Here is a 23,356-nt window from a genome sequence, read left to right on the forward strand (position 1 = left end):
TGATTCGAGCGGTGCCGGAGGCAGGGCTCGGACGAGTGCGTGAGCGTCGTGTGCGAGCAGACGGCCTCCAACCTACTCAGCATTCACACAAGGCGAGTGGAGGGAACGTGAAGCCTGAGTTAACTCGCAGTTCGGCCTCTGCGCCTCCGAACAATGGCGGTCACAATGGTGCCGAGAAGCAACAGGCCAGCGCCCAAGAACAGCATCGACAGTGACCCGAGTCCTGTCCGCGGCAGCGACCTATCGGCGTCCGAGTCTGAGTCTGCGTTTGTGTCCGTGGTTGAGTCCGACTTGCCGTACTTCGCGTCGTCGGCATCGGAATCTGAACCTGAGCCGCCGTCGGCTGCGGTGCTCTCGTCGCCATTCGACGTGGAATCTGAAGCGGCAGTGGCTTCGCTGCCGCCGTCTGCAGACGAATCGTCATCGTGATCTGAGGAAGAGGCATCTGCATCGCTCGATGCACTGTCGTCGGAATCGGCCGTCGAATCCTTGGGCGGATCGGTCGGCGGGGGAGTGGGACCGACACCATCGCCCTGAGCGGTGACGACGACGCGGAACCGCGCTTGTTCTCGCTTGGTGTCGTTCCCCGCAGTTTCGGGGAGACGGACGGAGATCGTAATCGACTTCTTGTCGCTCGGGGAGAGCGTGCCGAGCCAGTACGGGGATTCGGTATCTAGTGCTTCGCCGAGAGGTGCGGATACAGTGTCGCCGAAACCGCTGATCGTGACCTCGGCGGAATCATGGAGAGGGCCGTGCGGTGAGGTGGATTCCAAGCGGATGCCGGTCGTGACGTCCGCTTCGGTGGTCTGCGAGACGACGAGCTTCTCCGTCTTCTCTTCGCCGGGCACGAAGGTGAGATCGGTGAACAGCTTGCCGGGCGCGCTCCCGTCGGGCCGGGTGACGACGATCTGACCATCGGCGCCCGCCGAGGCGGGAGTCGTCATAGTGAAGATCAGGCCAAGGACGAAGGCAACCGTCGAGATGATGGCGAGATGTGCGTTGGCGCGAGTCATTGCACGAATACCTCGAGGACCATGTCTTTAGTAGGAGTAGTCGAGCCCCACCACTCCATGACGACCCATTGGACCTGACGCCCGTCGGTGCTGGCGATGTCGTTTCCGTACTGTGTGAGATTGACAGGGTGAGGTGCCGATTTGTCGAAATCACCACCATTAACCCAGTATCCCGATGCGAGGTATTCGACGCTGTTTTTCGGCTCACGAGTGCCTGTTGCATCTCCTGTGAAGCCGTCGGCGAATGTCGGTGGCTTTTCGATGCTGACGGTGCAAAGGCTGAGCGAACACGGCGGTGAAGCGTCGCGGCTGTTCTTGTTGCGATTCGAGGACATTATCCACGAGTAACGCTGACGGTCATTCAGAATGACTTCGGCATCGCCGAGAGCAGTTGATCCGTGTCGATGGAGTTTCGTGACTTCTTTTCCGAGACCGCTGTCTGGGTTGAGTCGACGAGAGGCCAGGCCATTTCCGCCGACAGGAGCGAGCCAGTCAAGTGTCGGGGACGAGGAAGTGTTCCGCCAAGACGTGACCTTGATTGTGGAGCCAGTTGTCAGGCTGCTGGAGTCGCATGCCCACGCCCTGACTCCGAGGCGTCCGTCGCCACCACCAGCCCCGAATTCGCCATTGCGGACAACGGGGACGATGATCATCGACGAACTGCTTGATGAATAGGTGGGAAAGTCCTTCAGTCGATATACGTTCGGGTGGTCGGCCGGGTTCGGGACAGAACACCAGCGGCCCACGCCGCCCGTGGTTTCGTCGGCAGAGTCCTTGGCTGTCAGGTAGGCGGTCGTCGCTCCGAGCGGTATGAGCATGAACAGCGCAGCGATGATAGCGGTGACCATCCATGCTCGACGCGTCGAGACCTTAGAGAGTCGCTCCGTCACCGTGCATCCGCCTGTTTGAGTCGAACCGAGTTCTTCATGGTGAAGATCGATTGCACGTCAAGATTCGCGCTGCGACGGTTGATGAGCTCGACGGCAACGTCGATCTTCTTGCCGGTTCCGTCGGTGACCGTTGCCGGCATTGATAGATCAAGTGTGATCTTCACGGAGTCACTGGGTTTGAGAGTCTTGCCCAAATCCACTGAATGGGAGAACCCACCGGAAGTGAAAGCGGAAGTCGGAATGTCTTTCTTCGTGCCGTCGATGGTGGTTGACGCGCGGAGGTACGGGCGCATGGCTGTGTAGTCGTCTGCGTTAGAGGGTGAACCGGTGATCTCAAGAGTCCCAGTCGCTGGAACCGCGGACTCTTTGGTATTCGTGACCGTGTACGTCCACTGTTGAGACTGGACTCCGGGGATGATTCCCTGGCTGTCTTTGCTGGGGTAGATACTCGGATTCGAACCGTACGTCACGTCTGAGGGGCCCACCTGCGAGATCTCGGCCTTGAGATCACCGGCAGTGATCGTCGTGGATTCCGACTCCGTCGAATCCGACCATGCCGCGTACGTCGCTCCGCCGCCGATGAGCAGCGCGCCTGCCGCAGCGGCGGCTGCGGCAGATAACACTGCGCGACGAAGAGACATGTGCGTACTCCTCAGGTAGAGACGGGGATTGAGGACGAGCTGAAGGGTGGGTCCGAAGCAGCCGAACCCACCCTGGAGCCGATATGGATCAGTTGCCGGGGACCTGGGTGAGGGTGTAATCCACAGCAAAATTGAGGTTGCCGAGCTTGGCATCGTTGTAGTCGCCCTCAGCGCCCCAAGGGAAGGTCACCGTGGTCGTCACCTGAACGGTGCCGTCACCTTCACCGGTGAGCGTCTCGCCGTCGAGGGTGAGGCCTCCGGTCGCATCAGTCAGGCCGCTGGCCGCGAGATCCTGGGCCGTGATGGCTTCGGCAAGTGCCGCGTCAGCATCAGCGGCGCCAGAAGGCGTCACATCAAGATTGCCGTTGAACTCAGCCTTGATGTTCTCGCCTTCGAGGGTGACGGGAATCGACTGTGTGTAAGTGAGAATGTCGCCGGGGACGATCTGGTCTTCGGCTGGGTCGAATTCGACCGGTGCGGTTGCGTCTCCGTTGCCGTCGCCCGCGTGGCTGATTTCCCAACCGCTACCGGCGGGTGTGCCGAGGTCGAGAGTTCCGGAGGAGATGACTCCGTCGCCGCCGTCTGCTTCGTCAGTCCAGAATGAGACGGTGCTGGCTCCGCCGACGAGGAGAGCGACGCCGATGCCGCCTGCGATGAGTGCCTTCGTTGATTTCTTCACGTGTGATCCTGTGTGTACGGGAGGGGTGGTTGTCGACGCGTGAAGTCATCAAATAGTCACTTACCGAACTTCACCCGCGTCACGATGCAGATAATCCGCATCCGTGAATTATGGTAACTGCGAAATTTACAACAGGCAATGTAAATTGCGCAAAAGGGAAGTGATCTTGACCGCAGGGTTCATTTTTTGATAGAGGATTCAGCTGAATGTCGCTTCTTCCGCCGGTGCTCGGCGAAGCTGCGGACCAGCATGATGACCGCGTAGCCGATGAGGCCGATGCCGACGATCGTTGCGATCGTCTGTCTGTTGCCCATCGGCACCAGCTGTCCGAGGTACCCGACAAGGGGAATGTGGTAAGCGACAACTCCGCGGATCTGCTCGGGGCGAACAGGGAGGGGATCCTCGGCGTTGTTCGCATCTCCCTGGGTCCGATAGCGAGTCTTGCCCTCGACGACATCCACCGCCACGACGCGGTGCGTCACCGTCAGAGGCTCTCCGGACTTCAGCTGATAGGTCACGACATCGCCGAATGTGACCTCGCCGGCTTCGACATGTTTGGACACGACGATCGAGCCGGTCGGAATGGTCGGCTCCATCGATCCGGAGATCACCGTGAACGGCTCTGCTCCGATGACTCTCGGCACCACAACCGTGAGCACGATGATGAGCGCGAAGATGCCGGCCAGTGTCCAGGCGATCACCTGAAGGGCGATGCCCAATCGGCGCATCCAAGGGGAGCGGGAATTCGTGGATTCTTCTTCACGGCGCTGCCGACGGCTGACCGGCGGCGGATCGACCTCCGGCGACCGGGTGTCTTCAGAAGAATTCTCGGACATGCTTCCAGTCTGCCATTTTGTGACAGCCGTTGTTGTCAGGATTATTGATTGGGCAATTCTCTGCCGAGTCATTTGCAGCGTCTTGTCGGTGGCCAACTGATGACAAATGGCACCCCCGCCTCGGTGACAAATGGCATCTGCTCACACGTCCGCTGATTTCTAGTCTGTGGCTATGACTTCACAGACAACGACTCACACATCCCCTCCGACCCGGACGACCGCCGCGACCCCCGCAGCGGTCAGCCTGAACCACCTGACCAAGAGCTTCGGCGATCTGACAGCCGTCGACGGCCTCGACCTCGACATTCGCGCCGGTGAAGTCGTCGCCTTCCTCGGACCCAACGGGGCCGGCAAGACAACGACGATCGACATGCTCCTCGGCCTCAGCCGACCCGATGAGGGATCGGTCGAGATCTTCGGAATGCCGCCTCGGCGAGCGGTCGCCCTCGGGCTCGTCAGCTCCGTGATGCAGACCGGCGGTCTGCTCGATGACCTCACCGTCCGCGAAACCGTCGACTACACCTCGGCGATCTTCGCCTCCTCCCTCAGCACGGACCTCGTCCTCGAGCGCGCCGGAATCACCGACATCGCCGACTCCGTGGTGAAGAAATGCTCGGGCGGGCAGAAGCAGCGGCTGCGCTTCGCCATGGCTCTGCTGCCGGACCCCGCGCTCATCGTCCTCGATGAACCGACAACAGGAATGGACGTCACCGGACGCCGCGATTTCTGGCACCAGATGCGCGCCGACGCTCTGACGGGCAAGACGATCCTCTTCGCCACCCACTACCTCGAAGAGGCCGATGAATTCGCCGACCGCGTCGTCCTCGTCGCGGACGGACGGATCGTCGCCGACGGACCCGCCCACGAGATCCGCGGCATGACCGCCGCGAAGACCGTGAGCGCAACCTTGCCGATGACCGACGACACCACCGCCGAGGTGGGCGTCAGCGAACTCCTCGACCTCCTCGGCGGACTGGCCGGTGTCGAATCCATCGACGTCGCTGCCAGACGTCTGAAGATGCGCACCACAGACTCGGATGCAGCCGCGAAGATGCTCTTCGACAACGCGTGCACCGACCTCGAGATCACCTCCCATTCCCTTGAAGACGCCTTCATCAGCCTCACCTCGAAAGGAGCCTGACATGTCCGTCCACACCGAAACCCAGCACACCGGAACCGGCACTGACACCGAATCCCGCACGGCCGCCTCGGCGACGTTCCTCACGTCATTGGAGAACCGACGGGTGCCCCGCCTCGGCGGATTCTCTGCCACCCTCCTGCGCCTCGAACTGCTGCGAAAGCTGCGCAATCGGCGCACCATGATCTTCACGATGATCATGCCCGCGGTCTTCTACCTCATCTTCGGGCTGACGAACAAAGGCGAGATGCTCGGGAGCACGGACGCCGCGCTCTACATCTCGGTGTCCCTGGCCACGTACGGGGCGATGATTGCCACGACCACCGGCGGTGCCCAGGTCGCCATCGAACGGGCACTGGGCTGGAGCCGTCAGTTGGCGCTGACCCCCTTGCACCCGGCGGCCTACATCCTCATCAAGGTGATCGTGTCCATGGCGCTCGGCGCGGTGTCCGTCATCGTCGTCTTCGTCCTCGCCGCCGTCACCGGCGTCCACGCTCCGCTGGGCACCCTCATCGCCTCCGGCCTCCTCGTCGTCCTCACCTCCGGGGTCTTCGCGGCCTTCGGCGTCATGCTCGGCTATCTGCTGCCGGCCGAGAACGCGATCCAGGTCGCGAGCATGGTCCTCGGCATCCTCTCGCTCATCGGCGGACTCTTCGTTCCGCTCGAGATCTGGCCCGACACCCTGCAGACCATCGCCCGCTTCACCCCGGCGTACGGAGTCGGCGAAATCGCCCGCGCACCACTGGGCGGGGGTTACGATCATTGGGCGATCGTCAGCGTGATCGTGTGGCTGGGGATCTTCGTGGCAGGTTCGGCCTGGGCCCTGCGTCGCGACACCAAACGGGTGTGAGGCTCGGGTTCCTGCCCCCGGCCACGGCCGCGGTTGAGGCGCCGACCGCGGTCGGGGCACCGACCGCACACTGACCGAGAAATACACAGTGACCAGCGAAGGAGCACAGTGACCGTCGATGATACGACCGACGAGGCGAGGGCGGAGTCCTCGTCTCTCGGCCTGCGTCCGCTGAACTTCATGAGCTGGTTCTTCCCGCTCTTCTGGCTCGTCTTCCTCGTCTACCCGCTCGCCGGGTCGATCCAGCAGGACGGGTCGCAGCGGATCTGGGGCGTGAGCCTCACGGTCCTCTTCGCGGCCGTGTTCTACACCGGCATGATCGCCGGCGGCATCGGCCTGGGCACCTTCGCCCGCACGAAGCGCAACCCCCATGCCCGCCGCACCCGGCAGGCTCTCATCGTCGTCAACGCCTCCATCGTGGGCCTCATCGTCATCACCGTCGCGGCCGTCCCGATCGTCGGTGAAAACGCGCTGGCGTTCCTCGCCTACATCTCCGTCCTCTCCGTCGTCTCCGTGCAGAAGGTCGTGCCCGGGCTCATCATCGCGGCGTCGACGCTCATCGTCGCCGAGGTGGCCCAACGTCTCGTACCTGGGTGGACTCACGATTGGTCCTCCACCTTCGGGATCTCGATCTCCGGGTTCGCCATGGTCATGGCGCTCATGGCCGGCGACCGGACCCGTGCCGCTAGGGCGGCCGAGGAGGAGAATCGGAGGCTCGAGCGGGAGGCCGAACGGCTGCGCGTGTCCCAAGTCGTCCACGACGTTTTGGGGCATTCGCTCACGGTCATCGCGCTCAAAGCCCAGCTGGCGGCGAAGCTCGAGGCGGCCGGATCCCCGGAGGCGGCTCGGCATATCGCCGAGATCGAAGAACTCGCCCGTGGAGCGCTCGCCGACGTCCGCACCACGGTGCAGGGCACGCGGACGATCTCTCTGGCCGAAGAGCTCGTCGAGGCGACCCGGGCGCTGCGGGCCGCCGACATCCTCGTCGAAGCCCCGACCTCGGTGGACACCGTGGATCCGCGGCTGCGGGAGCTCTTCGCGTGGAGTCTGCGGGAGGGGAGTACGAACATCCTTCGGCATGCCCGTGCCCGCCGAGTCACGATCACGCTTGAGAGGGAACGGCTGACGATGAGCAATGACAACGGTCGCCGCGATGACCCCGCGCACCCGGTCACGGAACTCAACCTCGGCGAGGTGGGTGCTGGTTCGGGACTGCAGGGTCTGCGGAGTCGGGCACGCGCACTCGGTGGGAGTCTGCGAACGCAGCAGACCGACGCTGGTTTCGAACTCATCGTCGTAGGTCCGGATGCGGACCTCGCGCGTCCTCGCGAGGACGCAGGTGGCGGCGAACTCGACGCGGGCGATGCCGATCTCAACGTTGAGAGAGGTGAGATCGGTGACGACGCTGCTCATCGCTGACGACCAGACCATGGTCCGTGAGGCGCTCGCCGCCCTGCTCGGCATGGAAACCGACTTCGAGGTCGTCGCCCAGTGCGCCCGCGGTTCCGAGGTCGTGCCGGCGATCACCGCGGCGCGGCCCGATGTGGCACTGCTCGACGTGGATATGCCCGAACCCGACGGACTCACCGTCGCAGCCACATTGAGAGACGAGTTTCCCGAGGTCAAAGTCATCATCGTCACGACCTACGGGCGGCCCGGTTGGGTCAAACGTGCCCTGGACGCCGGGGTCAGCGGGTTCATGGTCAAGGACGCTCCGGTCGATCACCTCGCCGAGGGGATCCGCCGGGTCATGGCCGGGATGTCGGTCATCGACCCCGAACTCGTCGTCGAATCGACGATGCACGGGGCGTCACCGCTGACCGCGCGGGAGACCGATGTTCTGCGCGCGGCCGCCGACGGGGCGAGCGTCGACGAAGTGGCCGCTCAGCTCTATCTGTCGGCCGGAACCGTGCGGAATCGACTGTCCTCGGCGATCGGGAAGACGAACGCCCGCAACCGCGCCGATGCCGCACGGATCGCCGCGGAGAACGGGTGGCTGTAGGCCTCAGCAGGCTGCAGCACTCGAACGGTCACTTCTTGAGTGCCTGACCCCACGTCAGCTTCGGTCCCGACTTGAGGATCGAGCTCTCGAAGATCCGCGTCGCCAGCAGCAGTGCCAACAGAGTGGTGACAGCGAGAATGAGCAGGGAGACCAGCGGCTCCCACCAGGCGATGGTTCCGAGGAAGACTCGCATCGGCACAGCCACCGCCGCGGAGAACGGAATGTAGGACAGCACAGCCATGACCGTCTCGTTCGACGAGAAGATGATGACGCCCATATACGGCAGGAAGATGAGCATCATGATCGGCGTGCTCGTCGACGGCAGGTCCCCGGTGCGCGAGACCATCGATGCCGCGGCCGCGTAGAGGGCGGCGACCATGACGAATCCGACGATGAAGAGCGGAACGAACCAAGCGATCGGTTCGGCGACCTTGCCCAGAACCAGGTCGTTTCCGCTGATGGCGGCGCCCGCCAGGACTGCAATTGCGGTGAGTCCGATCTGTGCGAAAGCAAGGATCGTACACGCGATGACCTTGCCGAACATGAGCACCCGCGCCGAGGTGGACGCGAGCAGGATCTCCACGATCCGCGACTGCTTCTCCTCCACCACGGACGAAGCGATCGTGTTCCCGAACGTCATCGCCGCCATGAAGAACACCAGGCCGAGGCCGAGCCCGATGAAGTAGGTGAGTGCTGGGTCCGGGGCGTCAGGGTCGAGGAGTTCGACCTCGGGGGTGAGGCTGAGTGCCCCAATGAGAGATTCCGGTGCCGAGCGCAGGGACAGCACCGCGACCCCGGTCGGCGAATCCTCGGATTCGACGACGGCGGATTCGACCTCCTCGGAGGTGATCAGGGCTTTTGCCTCGTCGACATCGGCGACTTGGACGGTCTCGATATCGTCGATTCCCTCGACGGCTTTCGCCCCCGCCGAGGTGACCGCCACCTTGTCCGTGGAGGAGAACAGTGAGGGCAGCGCTCCGGAGACCCCGACGAGGACGCCGAAGAGGACGATGCTCAGGATCGTCGAAACCATGAAAGCCTTCGACTTGAGTCGCACCATGATCTCGCGTTCGATGACGAGCCCGATCGCGGTGGTGAATCCGGCTCGGTTCGTGCCGACTCGGGCCTGGCGGGTGCTGTCGGTCGTGGTGGTCGTGTCGGTGGTGCTCATGACTGTGTGACCTCCTGGAAGAGACGGTTGAGGGCAACGTCGTGTGGGCCGAACGACCTCACCGAGGACACGGTCAGCGCTTGGCGCAGGACCGCCTCGGCGGCATCGGCATTCGGGGCGGTGAACCGGGCCCAATTGCCGTCGAGTTCGACGACGGAGATGTCGGGCAGGCCGCGTACCCAGCCGAGGTCCGCATCGGTCTGCAGCGTCCACTCGGGCAGGCTGCGTTGGCGGCGCAGCTCCGTGGTGGTGCCGGCGGCGACGAGGCAGCCGTCATTGATGATGACGAGGTCGTCGACGAGGCGTTCGACGAGGTCGAGCTGATGACTGGAAAAGAGGACCGGGGCGCCGGAGGAGGCAAAGTCGGTGAGGACGCCCAGGGTGCGTTCGACGGCTGCGGGGTCGAGTCCGGAGAACGGTTCGTCGAGGACGAGCGCCTGCGGGCCGTGGATGAGAGCCGCGGCGATCTGGACCTTCTGCTGGTTGCCGAGGCTGACCGATTCGAGGGTGTCGGTGGGTTCCCCCTTGAGTTCGAGCTGTTCGAGGAGGTCGAGGCCGCGCTTCTTCGCTGCCTGACGTGTGAGGCCGTGGAAGCGGGCGAGGTAGACGAGCTGATCGATGATCGGCATCTTCGGGTAGAGGCCGCGTTCCTCGGGCATATAGCCGATCGCGCCGCGGTGGTCGGCGGTGATGGGGTCGCCGTCGACGAGGACGCGCCCGGAGTCTGCGGCCAGCACCCCGAGGAGGATCCGCATGGTCGTGGTCTTGCCGGACCCGTTCGAGCCGACGAAGCCGGTCATCCGGCCGTCGCCGATGTCGAAGCTGAGGTCGTGCAGCACCTGCTTGTCGCCGAAGCTGCGGTTGATGTTCTCCAAGGTGATCATGTCTCAACGCTATGTGGAGACCGGCGTGAGCGGATCAGCCTTGAGGGTGAATTCGAGCTTCTACCTGCGGGGGAGGCCGGCGGTGGGCCGGCGTCTTTGTAGTTGAAAAGCAAACTACTGAGTAGTCGAAACCGAAACTACTCAGATGGTCGCGGACTACTCGAATACTGCTGAAGGGCAGGGTCTGAGCAATGAAGTTGAGCCTGCGATTCCATAGCTTGGAGGAGTTCGACCAGCTCCTCTCTCCCATCCCCGAAATCGATCGCACTTCGTCGTGCGCGCTCAGGGACCCGAAGCGAGCTGAAACACCTTGCTCGACTTCGAAATGAGGAATGTATGACCCGGTTAGGTCTGCGCGTGCGCGACTGGTGGGCTGCACTCACTGCTGTGCTCATGGTTGCCGCCGGCGGTGCCATCGTGCTGCCGACTGCTCCGGTCCAGGCGGCTCCACTTGGTGCTCAGCAGTCCACTCCGACGGCGAAGGCCCAGGCAGCATCCCACAATCTCAGCTGTGAGCCGGGCGTCGTCTATTCGGTGTCTCGGACGGGACAGCTACGGAAGATCGTCAGCGGTTCTTCGTCTCCAGTTGGCTCCCCGGCCTCCGGCGTCAACAACTTCAACGGCCTCGGCATTGGAGTCGGTGTAGATGGCAATTCGGTGTTCGCAGTCGAACGTACCTCTAGCAGCGGTTACAACATTGGCGCAAGAGTGTATGTGCTCAATGTTGGCACTGGCGCGTGGTCTTCCACGAACGCATCAATCGGGGACACTGGAACCAATTTGGTCGCAGGAGCGGTTGATCTGAAGAGCGGAACTTACTATTTCGGAGGCTTTACAAGTACCCGTACCCAGTTCAAGATATTCCGTTTCAACGAGTCCTCTTCTTCAGTGAACTATGTCGGATGGATCGATACGAATGCCTATTCGCAGGATTCTGCTAATGGAGACATGGCATTTGACTCGAGCGGCAATCTTCTCGTTGTCCGAGGGACCACCGATTACACGACCGTGTTCTCGGTGACGCAAGCCAATCTCGCAGGAGCCGCAGGGGGAAAAATTCCCTCAGCAATGTCGACGCGAAAGCGCACGAACTCAAACGTTAACGGAGTGGCGTTTGACGCGGATGGAAAGGCCTATCTCGGTACTCAGACGGACATCGTCAAATATGCCATGCCGGGGTGGAACAGTGAAGGAACGTTCGCCAGTGGCAGTTGGGGCAGCACTGACCTCGCATCTTGTTCTGCGCCGACGACGATCACCCTTCAAAAGGATGTCGTGGGAGCACGGGCAAAAGCTGACGATCAGTTCGAGCTTCGGCTTGAACAGGAGGGTGCGGAGCTTGGCAAGGCAGTGACAGAGGGCACCAAGCTTGGTCTTCAAGAAGAGATTGTCGGACCATTGCCGACCGGGGTCGGTGAGGAGCTGACGCTGTCAGAATCTGGAACGGGTGCGACGGACCTGCATGACTACGAAAGCAGCTATTCGTGTGCGGTCAAGGGCTCTGCGACTTTCGCGAAGGCGAGTGCAAGCTCGGGAACGGTCACCATTCCCACGAACGCCAAAGGCAAAGAGGTCGTCTGTACCATCATGAACTCGCCTCTGACCGCAAATGTCTCGATCCACAAGGACGTCGTCGACGAGAACGGTGAGAACAAGAAGCCGGGCAAGGACTGGACAGTTGGCGCGAAAGCGACAGCCACGACCGACTCGGTGACCGCAAATCCCACGGCCGCCACGAAGAAGACTGATTCCAACGGCGACGCGAAGTGGGGATTGAAGTTCTCGAAGACCACTGGTCGGGCCACAGTCGCGATCTCCGAAACGCAGCAGGACGGATTCGAGTTCAAAGAGGGCTCGTGCAGCATCACCCATATCGACGGGTCGAAGGACACGAAGAAGCTCACCAGCGACAAGAGCACCGACCTCACCGGAATCAAACCGGGCGACACCGTCGACTGCACCTACGTCAACAAGGTCAGCGACACCGCACTGACCCTGGTGAAGAAGGTCGACAACAAGGCCGCCGCCGGCACTGCCAAGGACACCGACTGGACGCTCAAGGCCGCCGGTGACGTAGCCGCGGGCAATAAGACGATCGAAGGCAAAACCGGATCGTCCGAAGTCACGAAGGCCAAGGTCAAGGCGGGCAAGTACGCCCTCTCCGAAACCGGAACCCCGAAGGGCTACGAAGCCTCCGACTGGGTGTGCAAACCGACCTCTGGTTCCGGAGTCGTCACCTCTGACAAGAGCTCCGTGACCCTGAAGTCCGGCGACGACGTCACCTGCACCATCACGAACACCGCAAAGACCGGCGCCGTGACCTGGGGCAAGACCAACGAATCAGGCAACGACCTCAAGGGATCGGTGTGGACTCTCACCGGACCCGACGGAGCCGAACTCACAATCGAGGACTGCGCAGCCGCCTCGGCGAGCGAATGCACCGGACAGGACAAAGACCCAGCAGCAGGGAAATTCTCGGTCACCGGCCTCAAATGGGGCGACTACAAGCTGACGGAGAAGAAGGCCCCGGCCGGATACATCCTCGACGACACACCACACACGTTCACGGTCTCCGGATCCGAGCTCGACAAGTCGCTCGGGTCGTACACCAACGAGCAGAAGCCCCAGGTGGCGCTGCCGCTCACGGGCGGAACCGGAAGCCAGATCTACCTCATCGGTGGAGCAGCTCTGCTCGCAGCCGCCGGTGCCATCGCACTTCTCAAGGGCCTGCGCCGCAGGAACCGGAAGCACTGAAAGGGAAACAATGAAAAACAGGAAACTGGGTCTTCTGCGGCGTCTGACCGCGGTGGCCGCGATCGCCTCGCTGAGCGTGCTCGGCATGGCCGGCACGGCGCAGGCCGATAGCAATGTGGGCAACATCGACACCGGACGCTCCGGCTCGATCATCGTCCACAAGTACGACGGTGCCTACGGTACCGACGGTGGTGACGGCTCGGTGAAGACCGACACCTCGAACCTCGGCACCCCGCTCGACGGCGCCGAGTTCACGGTCAAGCAGGTCACGGCCAAGGGTGGCCAGGCCATCGACCTGAAGACCCCTGAAGGCTGGGACCTCATCAGCGGGCTCAAGGCCTCCGAGGTCAAGGCCGGTGGATTCTCGCTGGGCAACGGCGTCGCGAAGACCACCGCAAACGGCGGACTCGCGACCTTCGAAGGTCTGCCCCTCGGCCTCTACCTCGTGGAAGAGACCAAGGCTCCGACGAACGCGACCTCGACCACGGATCCGTTTCTCGTCACGCTGCCGCTGTCGCAGTCGAGCGGCAAATGGCTCTATGACGTCAACGTCTACCCGAAGAACTCGGTGAACAAGACGCAGCCAACGAAAGAGGTCTCGAACCCCTCGGCACCCGTCATCGGTTCGACCGTTGACTGGAAGATCACCGCACCGATTCCCGAAGCGAACAACGGATTCAAGAAGTTCTCGATCGTCGACCAGGTCGACTCGCGCCTGGAATATGTCTCGGCCAAGGTCGCCGGTTTCACCGCAGGCACCGACTACACGATCGATGAAAGTGGTCAGAAGATCACTATCAACTTCACCAAGGTCGGCCTCGGCAAGCTCACGTCCGGGCAGAAGGTCGTCGCCACGATCACCACGAAGGTCACCTCTCAGGGTGACGGCTCCATCGAGAACACCGCGCTCGTCAACACCAACGATTCGACCGTCGAGACCCCGGCCGTGAGCACGAACTGGGGCTCGCTGCAGATCATCAAGCATGTCGCCGGCGACAAGGCACACACCCTCGCCGGAGCCGAGTTCGACATCTTCTCCGACAAGGACGGCCAGAACAAGGTCGCCTCGGTCAAGACTGCAGCTGACGGCACCGTTTCGATCACCCTGTGGGTCGGCAACAACGACGTCACTGAGAAGAAGTACTGGGTCAAGGAGACGAAGGCTCCGACCGGCTACATCCTCGACGACTCACTCAACGAGGCGACCGTGAAGGCCGGCGCCACCACTGCGGCTGTCAAGTACGAGTTCGCCAACACTCAGCAGGGCCACCCCGAGCTGCCGCTGACCGGTGCTGACGGCAAGCTGCTCGCGATGATCGCCGGAATCGGCCTCATGCTCATCGCCGGCGGTGCAGGCATCGTCGCAGCCAACCGCCGTAAGAACCAGGTGTGACCCACTCACCTGAGGGCAGGCATTCCACCAAGACTGCCGTGCCGGGCACGTCCACGCGGCGTCCGTCCACCGACGGGCGCCGCTGGCGCGTGCCCATCCTCTCCCTCGTCATCGCGCTCATCGCCCTGACCGGTTTGGGCATCTGGACGTACCCGAGTGCGGCGGCGTGGTTCTCTCAGCTCGACCAGTCGAAGATCATCGACAACTCAGCGGGGGTGACCGAAGGCGACAAGGCCGAGAACGCACGTCAGATCGCGCTCGCCCACAAGTACAACCAGGCCCTCGAGTCCGGTGCGCAGCTGGAGTCGAACCACCGTCTGCCTTCGGGGAAAGGCACCTCGGCAGCCGGTGCTCCGGCGTACGAGGATGTGCTCGACGACGGTGGACCCGGTGTGATGACCCGTCTGCGGATCCCCTCCATCGATGTGGACCTGCCCGTCTACCACGGCACCGACGACGCGACCCTGCTCAAAGGTCTCGGCCATCTCGAAGGGACCAGTCTGCCCGTCGGAGGGGACGGCACCCATTCGGTCATCACCGGACACCGAGGACTCGCCGATGCGACGATGTTCACGAACCTCGACAAGGTGGGCAAGGGCGATCGCTTCACACTCACGACCTTCGGCCAGGTGCTCAGCTACCAGGTCGTGCGTACTCAGGTCGTCGACCCTGACGAGACCGAATCACTGGGCACGATCTCCGATCGTGACCTCGTCACTCTCGTGACGTGCACGCCGCTGGGCATCAACTCCCAGCGGATCCTCGTCACCGCCGAACGTGTCTATCCGACGCCTGCGGCCGACCAGGAATCAGGACTCGCCGAATCCGACCTGCCCGGCTTCCCCCGGTGGATCGTCATTATGGCTGCCGGCTTCCTGGCCGCGGGTTTCTACGTCTGGTGGTCGGGCCGCCCGGTCCGCCCGAAGGGCGAGAAACCGAAGACCGATACCCCCGCCGAGGCGGACGCTCAGTCCCGTACGAAGAGGGTTAAGCCTTCGCGCGGCTCACGGCATTGATTCGGCCGGTGTCGCGGAGCTTGAGCATCTGCTTCGGGATATCGCGGCGCCGTTCGGCACCGAGCTTCGCTCGAGCCTGCAGCACATGCGATTCGACCGTGCGCACCGACAGGACGAGGCGCTGACTGATCTGCACATTCGTCAGCCCCTCAGCGACGAGCCGGCACACCTCGAGCTCTCGGTCGGTCAAAGTGACGGACGGAGCCGCGGCATCGGAGATCGCGGTGTCCTCGCGCGGCTGCGGATCTTCCGGAGGCGTGACCGCTCTCTGCCGCAGCGCATCGAGCGCCTCACCGGCCACGCGTGCACGGGAACTGAGCCGCTGACTGAGGAACAGTGCCCTGGCCTCGGCGAAGGCGTGGCGGGCGGCACCCCGGTAGCCGACGGACCGCAGTTCCAGACCGGCGGTCAGGAGCGCCTCGGCGTCCTCATCGGCCGATGCATCGAGGTGCCGGCGTGCGGCGCGCGGTCCGGGCAGATTCAGGTCGGCGGATTCGTCGGGAAGGCTCGCCAGCGCCTCGGCGGCGGTGATGGTGCCGTCGAGGAACCGCGCATGAGCGAACACGGTATGCATCCATGCAGGCATCGGTCCCGGATTCGTCGCCCCGGGTCCCAGTAGGAAGGCAGCCAAGCCGTCGTGGAAGCGATAGCCCTGCGCGGGAAGCGAGACATCGCCCGACGTCGGGCGATAGTACGGGGCGTTGCTGCGCTGCCACCGTCCAAGGGTGTCGCGCAATCCCCATCCCACCGCCAGCAGTGCCGGGGTGACAGTGGCTGCGACGGCCTCATAGTCCCGTGCGGCCAGATCGGTCTCTCCGTCGAGCAGGCGCTGGATGCCGATGCACCAGGAGGCCGTTGCATTCAGCTGCCAGCCGCAGTGGGTGGAGGCCCCGCTCGCGGCTTCCAACAGTTTGCGGGTGATGAGTTCCGATCGCTGCGGTTCGATCCCGGCCAGCAGACAGTTCACCGTCGCTCCGACCATGAAATACCAGGCCATGGTGTACGTGAAACCCGACAGTGACCTGGGGTTGGCCCCGGTGAGTCCGACGTAGTATTCGTAGCCTTCCTTGGCGGCTGCGATGAGTGCCTCTGCGTTGTCCGTCTTGAGGTGATACTGGCACAGAGCCGCATATGCGGCGAAGCGCAGAGCATGTGGCGCTGACTGCGAATCGGCGACCGCGCGAGCGTCCTCGAGGCGGGTCATCCCGCTCCCGGCGAACGAGGTGACGAGGTTCGCGATACCCGGAATGACCGGATCGACTTCGTCTCGCAGGTGGTCGGTCCACCACTGGGGAAGTTCGGGTTCACCCGCAAGCGCCGCAGCGGCCGTGAAGAGCAGCTCGAACAGAACCGATTCGCGCTCGCAGCCCAGAGGTCCGTGCTCGACACCGGTTCTGATGAGGGCGATCGCTCCGACCCGATCGCCGCTCAAGAGTCGGGCCGTGATCGTCTGCAACTCCCATTCGAGCAACCACGGTGCATCGTTCCTGGCCACATCCTCAACCAGGTGGAGCATGATCGTCGCCTCCAAGGGATCGCCGAGGCGGTTGAGGGTGCGTGCCGCTTTGAGCAGGAGCACCGCATCGGAGCGGTCGATCTCGCGGCCCGCACTGATGACATCACGAGCCAGACCGATCTCCGCGGCTTCACCGACCGGATAGCCGGCTTTCCACAGGATCGCGAGCCGACGGTTGAATTTCTCCTCGTCCGTGGAATCGGCCTCTCCGATGAGTTGGTTGGCCATGGCATCGATGTGCAGGGGCGGGACCGCCACGGACGGCTGACCGCTGACCTCGAACTCTCGGGCCAGACGCAGGTCGATCAGACGAGAGACGGCCGAATCCCCGAAGAGCTGTTTCGCCGTTCGGGTGGGCATGGGGCTGAGATCGCCGAGGCGGCGAGCGGCGATGAGTGTGGAATCAGGCATCCGCGGATACAGCGGAGCAAGTCGCGACAGCACCCTGGTGCCGAAGAACGGCGTATCGAAGCTGGCGTGCGGGTAGTGGCGGGGAACTCGATCTGGGTCCTCTTCCGCCCAGGCGACGAGATCGGCCGCGACCAATGGCCTGCCCCCGCACAGCGCCGCCAAAGTGCGCAGCTGCAGGTCATCGAGTGGAGTCGTCGCAGACAGTCCCGCCACGAGTGCCATGGATTCGCTGCCTGTGAGCGGCGCCAGATCGATGCGATCGACTTCACCGGCGCTCCAGCTCATGGCGATCTGCTTGAGCACACTGTTGCCGCCCTGATGGACCGTGCGCAGAAGATCACCATCGACGAGGTAGGCCACCGGTACTCGAGAGACGTGTATAGCCTGGTCGATCACGGACGCGGTGTCGTCCGTGAGCAGGTGGGCCCCGCTCATGATCCTCGGTCCACCGCTGAGCCTGCTGGCGTCGACGAACTCCGCGACCTCCTCGGCGGTGGTGTGGGCACTGATCCGCAGCAGGGACTCATCGGTACGACCAAGAGCAACGGCCAGCGATCGTCCGAAATCCAGGGCGCCGTCGCCGGTCAGACAAACCACGATGACAGAGCGGCCGGAGCGGAGCAGATCGAGGATCTGATTCGATTCTCGGCTGCGCGTCGGCGCCAAATGCACAAGACGGTCGTAGGCGGGGTCGACGGGGACGAAATCGTCCGAGCTGTGCATCGGATGCTACCTTTCCGGTCGTCGCAGTGACACAGCCAAGGGGGACTAGCTGTGATGCGTCGGTTCGACCGTGAACGCAGTGGTGGGGTCAGGTGGGGGAGTGACGGACGACCGGATGGCTGTCCGATGACCCATATAATACTCCCGTTGTTGTCATGGTCTTGCCTGTTGGGACGCCGGGATTACGGTCTCAGCCCCCGACCTTCGCGATTCCATGCTCGTAGGCCCAGATCACGGCGTGGATGCGATCGCGGATGCCGAGCTTCGACAGCAGGTTCGACACGTGGGTCTTCACGGTCGCCTCACCGACGAAGAGATTTCCGGCGATCTCGGAATTGCTGGCCCCCGTTGCCACCAGCCTCAGCACCTCGAGCTCGCGGTCGGTGAGGTGCTCGAGTTCCGGGGCGCTGGGTGCCGCCGGTTCCGGGGTCGACACTGACCTTTCGATGACCCGGCGCGTGACCTCGGGGGAGAGCAGGCCGTCTCCGGCGGCCAAGGCGGTCACTGCGTCGATGAGCTGCTCGGCCTCGGCGGTTTTGAGAAGGAACCCGCTGGCACCAGCGGCCAGAGCCCGAAACAGAAAGTCGTCGCGGTCGAAGGTCGTGAGCATGAGGACGGCTCCGGCAGCACCGCGGCGAACGATCTCCTCTGTCGCCTCGAGCCCATCCATGACAGGCATCTGCACGTCCATGCAGATGACATCGGGAGATAATTCGAGTGCCCTGTCGATGGCGATCTGCCCGTTCTCGGCCTCACCGACGACCTTGATGCCGTCTTCGGATTCGAGGATTGTACGGAAGCCAGTGCGGACCATCGATTGGTCGTCGACGAGGAGGACTCGGATCATGTGGATGCCTTCGCTGAATTGTCGGGGCGGTTGTGGGTCTCCGGAGCTGGATCGTCAGAAGAAGCCGTGTCGTCCGGGCAGACAGTGCTGCGCGGGTAAGGGATGCGAGCACGGACGAGCCAACCGCCGCGTGACTTCGGGCCGGCTTCGAGGCTGCCGCCGAGGGCGCTCATCCTCTCCCGCATACCGACGATGCCCAATCCCAGTCCTTCGCTCTGAGTTCGTCCCTCGGCTTGGGGCCGGGCACCAGCGGAAACAGACGTGGCCGCACCGCCTGTCGGGCGAGAATCACTGACCTCGACCTCGAGGTCGGTGCGACCGTAGCGCAGCCGTACGTCCACCTCGGCACCGGCGCCCGCGTAGCGAGAACAGTTGGTCAGGGATTCCTGAATGACGCGATAGATCGACATCTCGGTGATCGGAGTGAGTGGGCGAGGCTCCCCGATCGTCGCGTACTCGACCGTTTGGTCGAATCGTCGGGCCGATTCGATGAGTTCCGGGAGATCGCCGAGGCTGGGGTTGCCCTTCGTTGATGCCGCCGTCCCATTGTCGGCGGGAAGGTCCGCCGCCTGGCCTCCCGGAGCGGTCGCGTTGTCCGTGGCCGCCGTGTCGTCGGTCGCCGAGTCCGTATCACGCAGTGTGTAGACGAGGGCGCGGAGTTCGTCGACGGTCTCGCGGGTCGAGGATTCGATGACCTGGAGCGATTCCTTGGCTTTGGCGGGGTTCTTCTCAAGGCTGCGACGTGCGGCAGCGGCGTGGATTCCGACCCCGGCGATATGGTGGGCGACTCCATCGTGGAGTTCCCTTGCGATGCGTACGCGTTCGAGGTCGAGAGCCTGCCGGGTCAGTTGCTGCTCCTGCTCACGCACCTCCGCGTTGGCCGCGCGAAGGTCAGCCATGAGACGTCGTTGTCTCCACGCGCGATTGCCGAAGATCCATCCTCCTCCGAAATAGGCGACGTTCGTCAGAAGGTTCACCCCGACAGCAGCGGCGATCTGGAGTACTGACATGTTCTCGACCGCCTGGAACTGGAAGGACATCGACAGCACGGCATACACAAAAATCGAAATGCACAGCAGCAGTCGCGAAATGAAGGCCTTGCGGCGATCGGCCTGCCATGCGCCGATCGAATAGAGGCCCATAAACAGTGCGATTTGGGAAACGGCCGGTTCCAAAGCACTGAGGACCTGCGCTGCGACGTAGATGGCTGCTTGGATCCATGCGACCTGGCTGGGGAATCGACGACGGTAGATCAGAGGTACCGCTACTGCCGCCGATGCCAAACACGCCGCCCACAGGGGAGCCTTGAACGGCCATTGCCCGGTGGCGTAGTAGAGGCATGAGAAGATCATCGATCCCGCCGCGAGCGCCGCGACGATCCAGAGATCGGCCCGCGTTGGGTTGCGGTTCTCGGCCGACGAACCTGCCATTGAGCTTGCCGTTCGAGGGTTTCCCGCCTGTTCCTCCGTCATCCTTCCAGCTTAGACAGTGCCGTGTGCTGCCGGTATCCGCCGCAGTGGGGATTTCGCGACGCGTTACTCCCACGGGTGGTGGAACAGATGAACCGACGTTCTCAGTCCCGCTTTTCAGCGACGACGACGGCCAGGTCCCGGTGCTGCCAGTGCACGCGGGTGGTCAGCTCCGCCTCGGCGAACCAGGTCAGCTGCTCCTCGAGGGAGCTGGGCGTGTCGTCGACCCAATCGATCGGTGTGACGACGTCCGCCGGATCGGCGGGCACGATGAGGTCACCGAGGACGAACCTCCCGCCGGAATCGAGCACCGCCGCGATGCGGGCGAAGAGGTCGGCCTTGCCGGGGCCGTCGAGATGATGGACGGAGAGCGTGGACATGACCAGGTCGAACGGCCCCTTCGGCAATGATTCTTCGAGGCGGCCCAGCTGCAACCGGGTGCGTTCCGGGTCAAGGGTCGACTCGGCAGCGGAGAGCATCTCGGAACTCGCGTCGATGCCGAGCAGCTCGGCCTCCGGGAGTGCCTCGAGGACGCGCTGTGCTGTCAGTCCGCTGCCGACGCCCAGATCGAGGATTGACCTCGGTGCCCCGGTGGCCGCCGCAGCTGCCACCTCGGTCTGCAGGCGCGGGTAATCGGGGATCTCCTCGGCCATGAGCGCCAGGTAGGTCTCCGGATCCCACTCGAAATCGGACATGTCAGCTCCTTCGCCGGTGCGACGAAGCCTACTCCTCGCGGCCCTACAGGTCGATGGCGACGATCGGATCCGTGGTCGGCTGCTTCGAACCGCCCTCGGGTTCGACGGTGATACCGAAGACGCTGCCGTCGGTGAACTTTTCGCCGGTGATGGTCACCGGCTCATCCGCCATCAGGCCGGCGTTTTCCGGGCCGTCGGCACCGATGACCCACATCTGCATCGACTTTCCGGCCGGTGGCTGTCCGATGTCTTTGGGGCTGAGGCGGATGAGCTGCTCGCTCTTGGAAGAGAGAACAGTGACAGAGCCGCCCTCGGGCAGCTTCTCGGTGTGCGTACGCAGATCACTGGCCTCCATGAGACGGGCAGAATCATCCAACTGCTGCTGAGTCGCGGCCAGCTCCTCTTCCAGGGCGTTCTGCCGCTGTTGCTGCTGCCAGAGGGTCCCGCCGAGACCGGCGGCGACAACGATCGCGGCCGCGGCCGCGACCCACGGCAACCAGGAGATGCGGCGAGGCTGTGGATCTCCTGCGCCTTCAGCGCGGGGGTCGGGCCTGCGTGCCTCTCGATGGTCGCTCAGCGACGTCGGTGCCGGCTGAGGATCGTTGGAGGCATCAGCGGCGATGGGCGGAGCCGAGGTCTCACCGGCCGGTGGGGCCTTCGCCTCGGCGGCTGACGACGTCTCCGGAGTCGGTTCCTGTGCCGGCTCCTGGGCGTGGTTCTCGGGGATCGACAGAATCGTCTCACGAGTCGAGGAGCTGACCTCGACTGGTTCATCGGACTCGGCTGCTTCGGCCATGACGTCGGAATAGGAAGCGACCTCAGCGCGGAAGTCGGCATCGGACTCGGCAAGTGCCTGAGCCTCGGCGAGCTCGGAGTCGCTCAGCCCGCCCAAGGCCAGGCCGGCGGCCAGATAATCACGATCGGTGCTCATCGACTCGCCTCCAACTCGTCTCGCAGCTTCTTCATTCCGTCTCTGATCCGTGACTTGATGGTACCCAGCGGCACCTTGAGATCCTCCGAGATCTGAGCGTGGGTCAGACCCTGATAGAAGGCCATGACGATCGGCGTGCTCTGTTCCTCGGGGAGGATCTTCAACGCGGAGACCGTGCGGTCCGACTCCGCCCGATCGATCACGGTCTGCTCGACTCCCTCAGCCGCCTCGGCGGAGGTGCGCAGCCCGTCGGCGAAGTCACGGTCCTGCTGGGACTGAACGCTGCGCACACAGTCGATGGCCCGTCTGCGACACAGGGTGACCAGCCATGCCCTGCCCGTTCCCCGGGCCGGGTCGAAGCCCGAACACCGCGTCCACACCTCGGTGAAGCATTCCTGCAGGACCTCCTCGGCGAGTGATCGGCTCTTGACGATCCGGAGGATCACGGCCATGAGGATGCGCGATTGGGTGGTGAAGAGTTCGTCGAACGCGGACCGATCGCCTGCAGCGATCCGCAGCAGCAGCTCACCGCTGGGATCCGATGCGGTGGCCGCTACCGCCGAGGCGATTCCGGCGTCGGCAACGGCCGGTGGGTGGTTCTCCTGCCGATCGGACCCCGGGGGTCCGTGCCGAAACGCCGTCGGATCGTCTGAACTCATTGACCAATCATGTCATCCCTCGGACTGCGCGTCGTGCCGAGTCCAGGGGGCAGGGGAAGACGACGGCGGCCGGGGCCCGATCGCGACTGCATTGATCGTTCCCCGGCTACCACCATTCGGTGTGTCGTCGTCACTTCCCGGGCATCATCACAGCGTCGACCATGTAGACCGTGGCGTTGGCGGTCTTGACCCCGCCGCAGACCAGTCCGGCATCGTCGAACTTCATGTCCTCGCCCTCACCGGAGATCTTCACCTTCGAGCCTTCGACGGTCTCGTGCTCACCGGCGATCTCATCGGGGGAGAGCTGACCGGGGATGACGTGGTAGGTCAGCACCTTCGTCAACTGATCCGAATCCTTGGCCAGGGCGTCGAGGTCGTCCTTCGGCACATCGGCGAACGCATCGTCGATCGGGGCGATGACGGTGAATTCGTCGCCGTTGAGAGTGTCGACGAGGTCGACATCGGGATTGAGCTCACCCGAGACCGCCTTGGTCAGGGTCGTGAGCATCGGGTTGTTCGAGGCGGCGGTGGCGACAGGATCCTGACCCATGCCCTCGACAGATCCAGCCCCGTCGGGGTTCGCCTCGGCGTAAGCCGAGCAACCCTTGCCGACGAGATCGGTATCGGCCATGGATGAGTCACCGGATTCGTCGGGCATCTCGGATTCGGCCGAGTCAGCCGGCTGCGATTCGGAGCTGCCCGAATCCGAGCCGGATTCCTCCCCGCCGGAGCCGGAATCCATGCCGCAGCCGCTCAGTGCCAGGAGGCCGATGGCTCCGGCCGAGAGGATGGTGGCGGTGCGTGTGCGAAGCAGAGTCTTCATTGTTCTTCTCCTTAA

At 63.6% G+C, this 23,356-nt stretch carries 21 protein-coding genes and 1 pseudogene; 8 read left to right on the forward strand and 14 right to left on the reverse strand.

Translation table 11 applies throughout. The features are described 5' to 3' along the window. Positions 1-119: 119 nt before the first annotated feature. The 5 genes from ACSBQT_RS06230 to ACSBQT_RS06250 all read right to left on the reverse strand — a co-directional run bounded on the left by ACSBQT_RS06230 (position 120) and on the right by ACSBQT_RS06250 (position 4,059). Positions 120-1,013, reverse strand: coding sequence for an LPXTG cell wall anchor domain-containing protein (locus tag ACSBQT_RS06230; protein WP_410709213.1), 894 nt, complete (start codon positions 1,011-1,013; stop codon positions 120-122). After that, entirely contained in the window at positions 1,010-1,861 is an 852-nt protein-coding gene (locus tag ACSBQT_RS06235; RefSeq protein ID WP_410709212.1) for a hypothetical protein, read from the reverse strand. Before ACSBQT_RS06235 ends, ACSBQT_RS06230 begins: the two co-directional genes overlap by 4 nt. A gap of 38 nt (positions 1,862-1,899) precedes the next feature. Then, on the reverse strand, positions 1,900-2,544 hold the full coding sequence (locus ACSBQT_RS06240; protein ID WP_410709211.1) for a SipW-dependent-type signal peptide-containing protein: 645 nt from the start codon (positions 2,542-2,544) through the stop codon (positions 1,900-1,902). Between the two features lie 88 nt (positions 2,545-2,632). Beyond that, on the reverse strand, positions 2,633-3,223 hold the full coding sequence (locus ACSBQT_RS06245) for an alternate-type signal peptide domain-containing protein (protein WP_410709210.1): 591 nt from the start codon (positions 3,221-3,223) through the stop codon (positions 2,633-2,635). A 179-nt stretch (positions 3,224-3,402) separates the two neighbouring features. Beyond that, on the reverse strand, positions 3,403-4,059 hold the full coding sequence (locus ACSBQT_RS06250; protein ID WP_410709209.1) for a signal peptidase I: 657 nt from the start codon (positions 4,057-4,059) through the stop codon (positions 3,403-3,405). A 172-nt stretch (positions 4,060-4,231) separates the two neighbouring features. Between ACSBQT_RS06250 and ACSBQT_RS06255 the strand changes: the two genes are divergently transcribed. From ACSBQT_RS06255 to ACSBQT_RS06270, 4 genes are all read left to right on the forward strand, one after another. Further along, complete coding sequence (locus tag ACSBQT_RS06255) at positions 4,232-5,200, forward strand: ABC transporter ATP-binding protein (protein WP_435001135.1); 969 nt, start codon at positions 4,232-4,234, stop codon at positions 5,198-5,200. A gap of 1 nt (position 5,201) precedes the next feature. Next, positions 5,202-6,047 carry an ABC transporter permease gene (locus tag ACSBQT_RS06260; RefSeq protein ID WP_410709206.1) on the forward strand — a complete coding sequence of 282 codons (846 nt, stop codon included), beginning with the start codon at positions 5,202-5,204 and terminating at the stop codon, positions 6,045-6,047. Between the two features lie 108 nt (positions 6,048-6,155). Continuing rightward, positions 6,156-7,466 carry a sensor histidine kinase gene (locus ACSBQT_RS06265; protein ID WP_410709205.1) on the forward strand — a complete coding sequence of 437 codons (1,311 nt, stop codon included), beginning with the start codon at positions 6,156-6,158 and terminating at the stop codon, positions 7,464-7,466. Next, positions 7,444-8,049: a response regulator transcription factor gene (locus ACSBQT_RS06270; RefSeq protein WP_410709203.1), complete on the forward strand. Its 606-nt coding sequence runs from the start codon at positions 7,444-7,446 to the stop codon at positions 8,047-8,049. Before ACSBQT_RS06265 ends, ACSBQT_RS06270 begins: the two co-directional genes overlap by 23 nt. 28 nt (positions 8,050-8,077) lie before the next feature. Here the strand turns inward: ACSBQT_RS06270 and ACSBQT_RS06275 are convergent, their stop codons facing one another. Then, entirely contained in the window at positions 8,078-9,220 is a 1,143-nt protein-coding gene (locus ACSBQT_RS06275; RefSeq protein ID WP_435001136.1) for an ABC transporter permease, read from the reverse strand. After that, complete coding sequence (locus ACSBQT_RS06280) at positions 9,217-10,104, reverse strand: ABC transporter ATP-binding protein (protein ID WP_410709199.1); 888 nt, start codon at positions 10,102-10,104, stop codon at positions 9,217-9,219. The genes ACSBQT_RS06275 and ACSBQT_RS06280 overlap by 4 nt, the downstream gene beginning before the upstream one ends. Positions 10,105-11,274: 1,170 nt before the next feature. On the opposite strand from ACSBQT_RS06280, the pseudogene ACSBQT_RS06285 reads away from it, so the two are divergent. From ACSBQT_RS06285 to ACSBQT_RS06300, 4 genes and pseudogenes are all read left to right on the forward strand, one after another. Next, positions 11,275-11,691: pseudogene (locus ACSBQT_RS06285) on the forward strand (hypothetical protein); the annotation flags it as partial. After that, entirely contained in the window at positions 11,692-12,858 is a 1,167-nt protein-coding gene (locus tag ACSBQT_RS06290) for a SpaA isopeptide-forming pilin-related protein (protein WP_435001176.1), read from the forward strand. It abuts the pseudogene before it with no gap. A 10-nt stretch (positions 12,859-12,868) separates the two neighbouring features. Next, positions 12,869-14,251 carry a SpaH/EbpB family LPXTG-anchored major pilin gene (locus ACSBQT_RS06295; RefSeq protein WP_410709196.1) on the forward strand — a complete coding sequence of 461 codons (1,383 nt, stop codon included), beginning with the start codon at positions 12,869-12,871 and terminating at the stop codon, positions 14,249-14,251. Next, the gene (locus tag ACSBQT_RS06300) at positions 14,248-15,267 is read left to right on the forward strand and encodes a class C sortase (protein WP_410709195.1); all 1,020 of its coding nucleotides are present in this window, start codon (positions 14,248-14,250) and stop codon (positions 15,265-15,267) included. The genes ACSBQT_RS06295 and ACSBQT_RS06300 overlap by 4 nt, the downstream gene beginning before the upstream one ends. Here ACSBQT_RS06300 and ACSBQT_RS06305 read toward each other — a convergent pair. The 7 genes from ACSBQT_RS06305 to ACSBQT_RS06335 all read right to left on the reverse strand — a co-directional run bounded on the left by ACSBQT_RS06305 (position 15,239) and on the right by ACSBQT_RS06335 (position 23,341). After that, a complete protein-coding gene (locus tag ACSBQT_RS06305; RefSeq protein ID WP_410709194.1) occupies positions 15,239-17,917 on the reverse strand; it encodes a helix-turn-helix transcriptional regulator in 2,679 nt (892 codons plus the stop codon). The two genes, ACSBQT_RS06300 and ACSBQT_RS06305, sit on opposite strands and share 29 nt — an antisense overlap. 190 nt (positions 17,918-18,107) lie before the next feature. Continuing rightward, positions 18,108-18,764 (reverse strand): response regulator, encoded by a 657-nt coding sequence (locus tag ACSBQT_RS06310; protein WP_410709193.1) that lies wholly within the window; start codon positions 18,762-18,764, stop codon positions 18,108-18,110. Next, a complete protein-coding gene (locus ACSBQT_RS06315) occupies positions 18,761-20,194 on the reverse strand; it encodes a sensor histidine kinase (protein WP_435001138.1) in 1,434 nt (477 codons plus the stop codon). Before ACSBQT_RS06315 ends, ACSBQT_RS06310 begins: the two co-directional genes overlap by 4 nt. Positions 20,195-20,337: 143 nt before the next feature. Further along, positions 20,338-20,928, reverse strand: a complete 591-nt coding sequence (locus tag ACSBQT_RS06320) for a class I SAM-dependent methyltransferase (RefSeq protein ID WP_410709191.1) — start codon at positions 20,926-20,928, stop codon at positions 20,338-20,340. Positions 20,929-20,971: 43 nt separating this feature from the next. Continuing rightward, positions 20,972-21,859: an anti-sigma factor domain-containing protein gene (locus tag ACSBQT_RS06325; protein WP_410709190.1), complete on the reverse strand. Its 888-nt coding sequence runs from the start codon at positions 21,857-21,859 to the stop codon at positions 20,972-20,974. Next, entirely contained in the window at positions 21,856-22,518 is a 663-nt protein-coding gene (locus ACSBQT_RS06330) for a sigma-70 family RNA polymerase sigma factor (protein WP_410709188.1), read from the reverse strand. The genes ACSBQT_RS06325 and ACSBQT_RS06330 overlap by 4 nt, the downstream gene beginning before the upstream one ends. A 130-nt stretch (positions 22,519-22,648) precedes the next feature. Beyond that, positions 22,649-23,341: a fasciclin domain-containing protein gene (locus ACSBQT_RS06335; RefSeq protein WP_410709187.1), complete on the reverse strand. Its 693-nt coding sequence runs from the start codon at positions 23,339-23,341 to the stop codon at positions 22,649-22,651. Positions 23,342-23,356: the final 15 nt, after the last annotated feature.

Origin of the sequence: Brevibacterium sp. H602 (genome assembly GCF_051172395.1) — a bacterium.
Lineage (GTDB): Bacteria > Actinomycetota > Actinomycetes > Actinomycetales > Brevibacteriaceae > Brevibacterium.

Bases quoted from the DNA above. Each gene is read 5' to 3' on its own strand.
- ACSBQT_RS06235 (WP_410709212.1), bottom strand. From the start codon at position 1,861: ATGGTCACCGCTATCATCGCTGCGCTGTTCATGCTCATACCGCTCGGA.
- ACSBQT_RS06290 (WP_435001176.1), top strand. From the start codon at position 11,692: ATGAACTCGCCTCTGACCGCAAATGTCTCGATCCACAAGGACGTCGTC.
- ACSBQT_RS06275 (WP_435001136.1), bottom strand. From the start codon at position 9,220: ATGAGCACCACCGACACGACCACCACGACCGACAGCACCCGCCAGGCC.
- ACSBQT_RS06315 (WP_435001138.1), bottom strand. From the start codon at position 20,194: ATGGCAGGTTCGTCGGCCGAGAACCGCAACCCAACGCGGGCCGATCTC.
- ACSBQT_RS06240 (WP_410709211.1), bottom strand. From the start codon at position 2,544: ATGTCTCTTCGTCGCGCAGTGTTATCTGCCGCAGCCGCCGCTGCGGCA.
- ACSBQT_RS06305 (WP_410709194.1), bottom strand. From the start codon at position 17,917: ATGCACAGCTCGGACGATTTCGTCCCCGTCGACCCCGCCTACGACCGT.
- ACSBQT_RS06260 (WP_410709206.1), top strand. From the start codon at position 5,202: ATGTCCGTCCACACCGAAACCCAGCACACCGGAACCGGCACTGACACC.
- ACSBQT_RS06280 (WP_410709199.1), bottom strand. From the start codon at position 10,104: ATGATCACCTTGGAGAACATCAACCGCAGCTTCGGCGACAAGCAGGTG.
- ACSBQT_RS06310 (WP_410709193.1), bottom strand. From the start codon at position 18,764: ATGATCCGAGTCCTCCTCGTCGACGACCAATCGATGGTCCGCACTGGC.
- ACSBQT_RS06250 (WP_410709209.1), bottom strand. From the start codon at position 4,059: ATGTCCGAGAATTCTTCTGAAGACACCCGGTCGCCGGAGGTCGATCCG.
- ACSBQT_RS06330 (WP_410709188.1), bottom strand. From the start codon at position 22,518: ATGAGTTCAGACGATCCGACGGCGTTTCGGCACGGACCCCCGGGGTCC.
- ACSBQT_RS06230 (WP_410709213.1), bottom strand. From the start codon at position 1,013: ATGACTCGCGCCAACGCACATCTCGCCATCATCTCGACGGTTGCCTTC.
- ACSBQT_RS06320 (WP_410709191.1), bottom strand. From the start codon at position 20,928: ATGTCCGATTTCGAGTGGGATCCGGAGACCTACCTGGCGCTCATGGCC.
- ACSBQT_RS06325 (WP_410709190.1), bottom strand. From the start codon at position 21,859: ATGAGCACCGATCGTGATTATCTGGCCGCCGGCCTGGCCTTGGGCGGG.
- ACSBQT_RS06295 (WP_410709196.1), top strand. From the start codon at position 12,869: ATGAAAAACAGGAAACTGGGTCTTCTGCGGCGTCTGACCGCGGTGGCC.
- ACSBQT_RS06255 (WP_435001135.1), top strand. From the start codon at position 4,232: ATGACTTCACAGACAACGACTCACACATCCCCTCCGACCCGGACGACC.
- ACSBQT_RS06335 (WP_410709187.1), bottom strand. From the start codon at position 23,341: ATGAAGACTCTGCTTCGCACACGCACCGCCACCATCCTCTCGGCCGGA.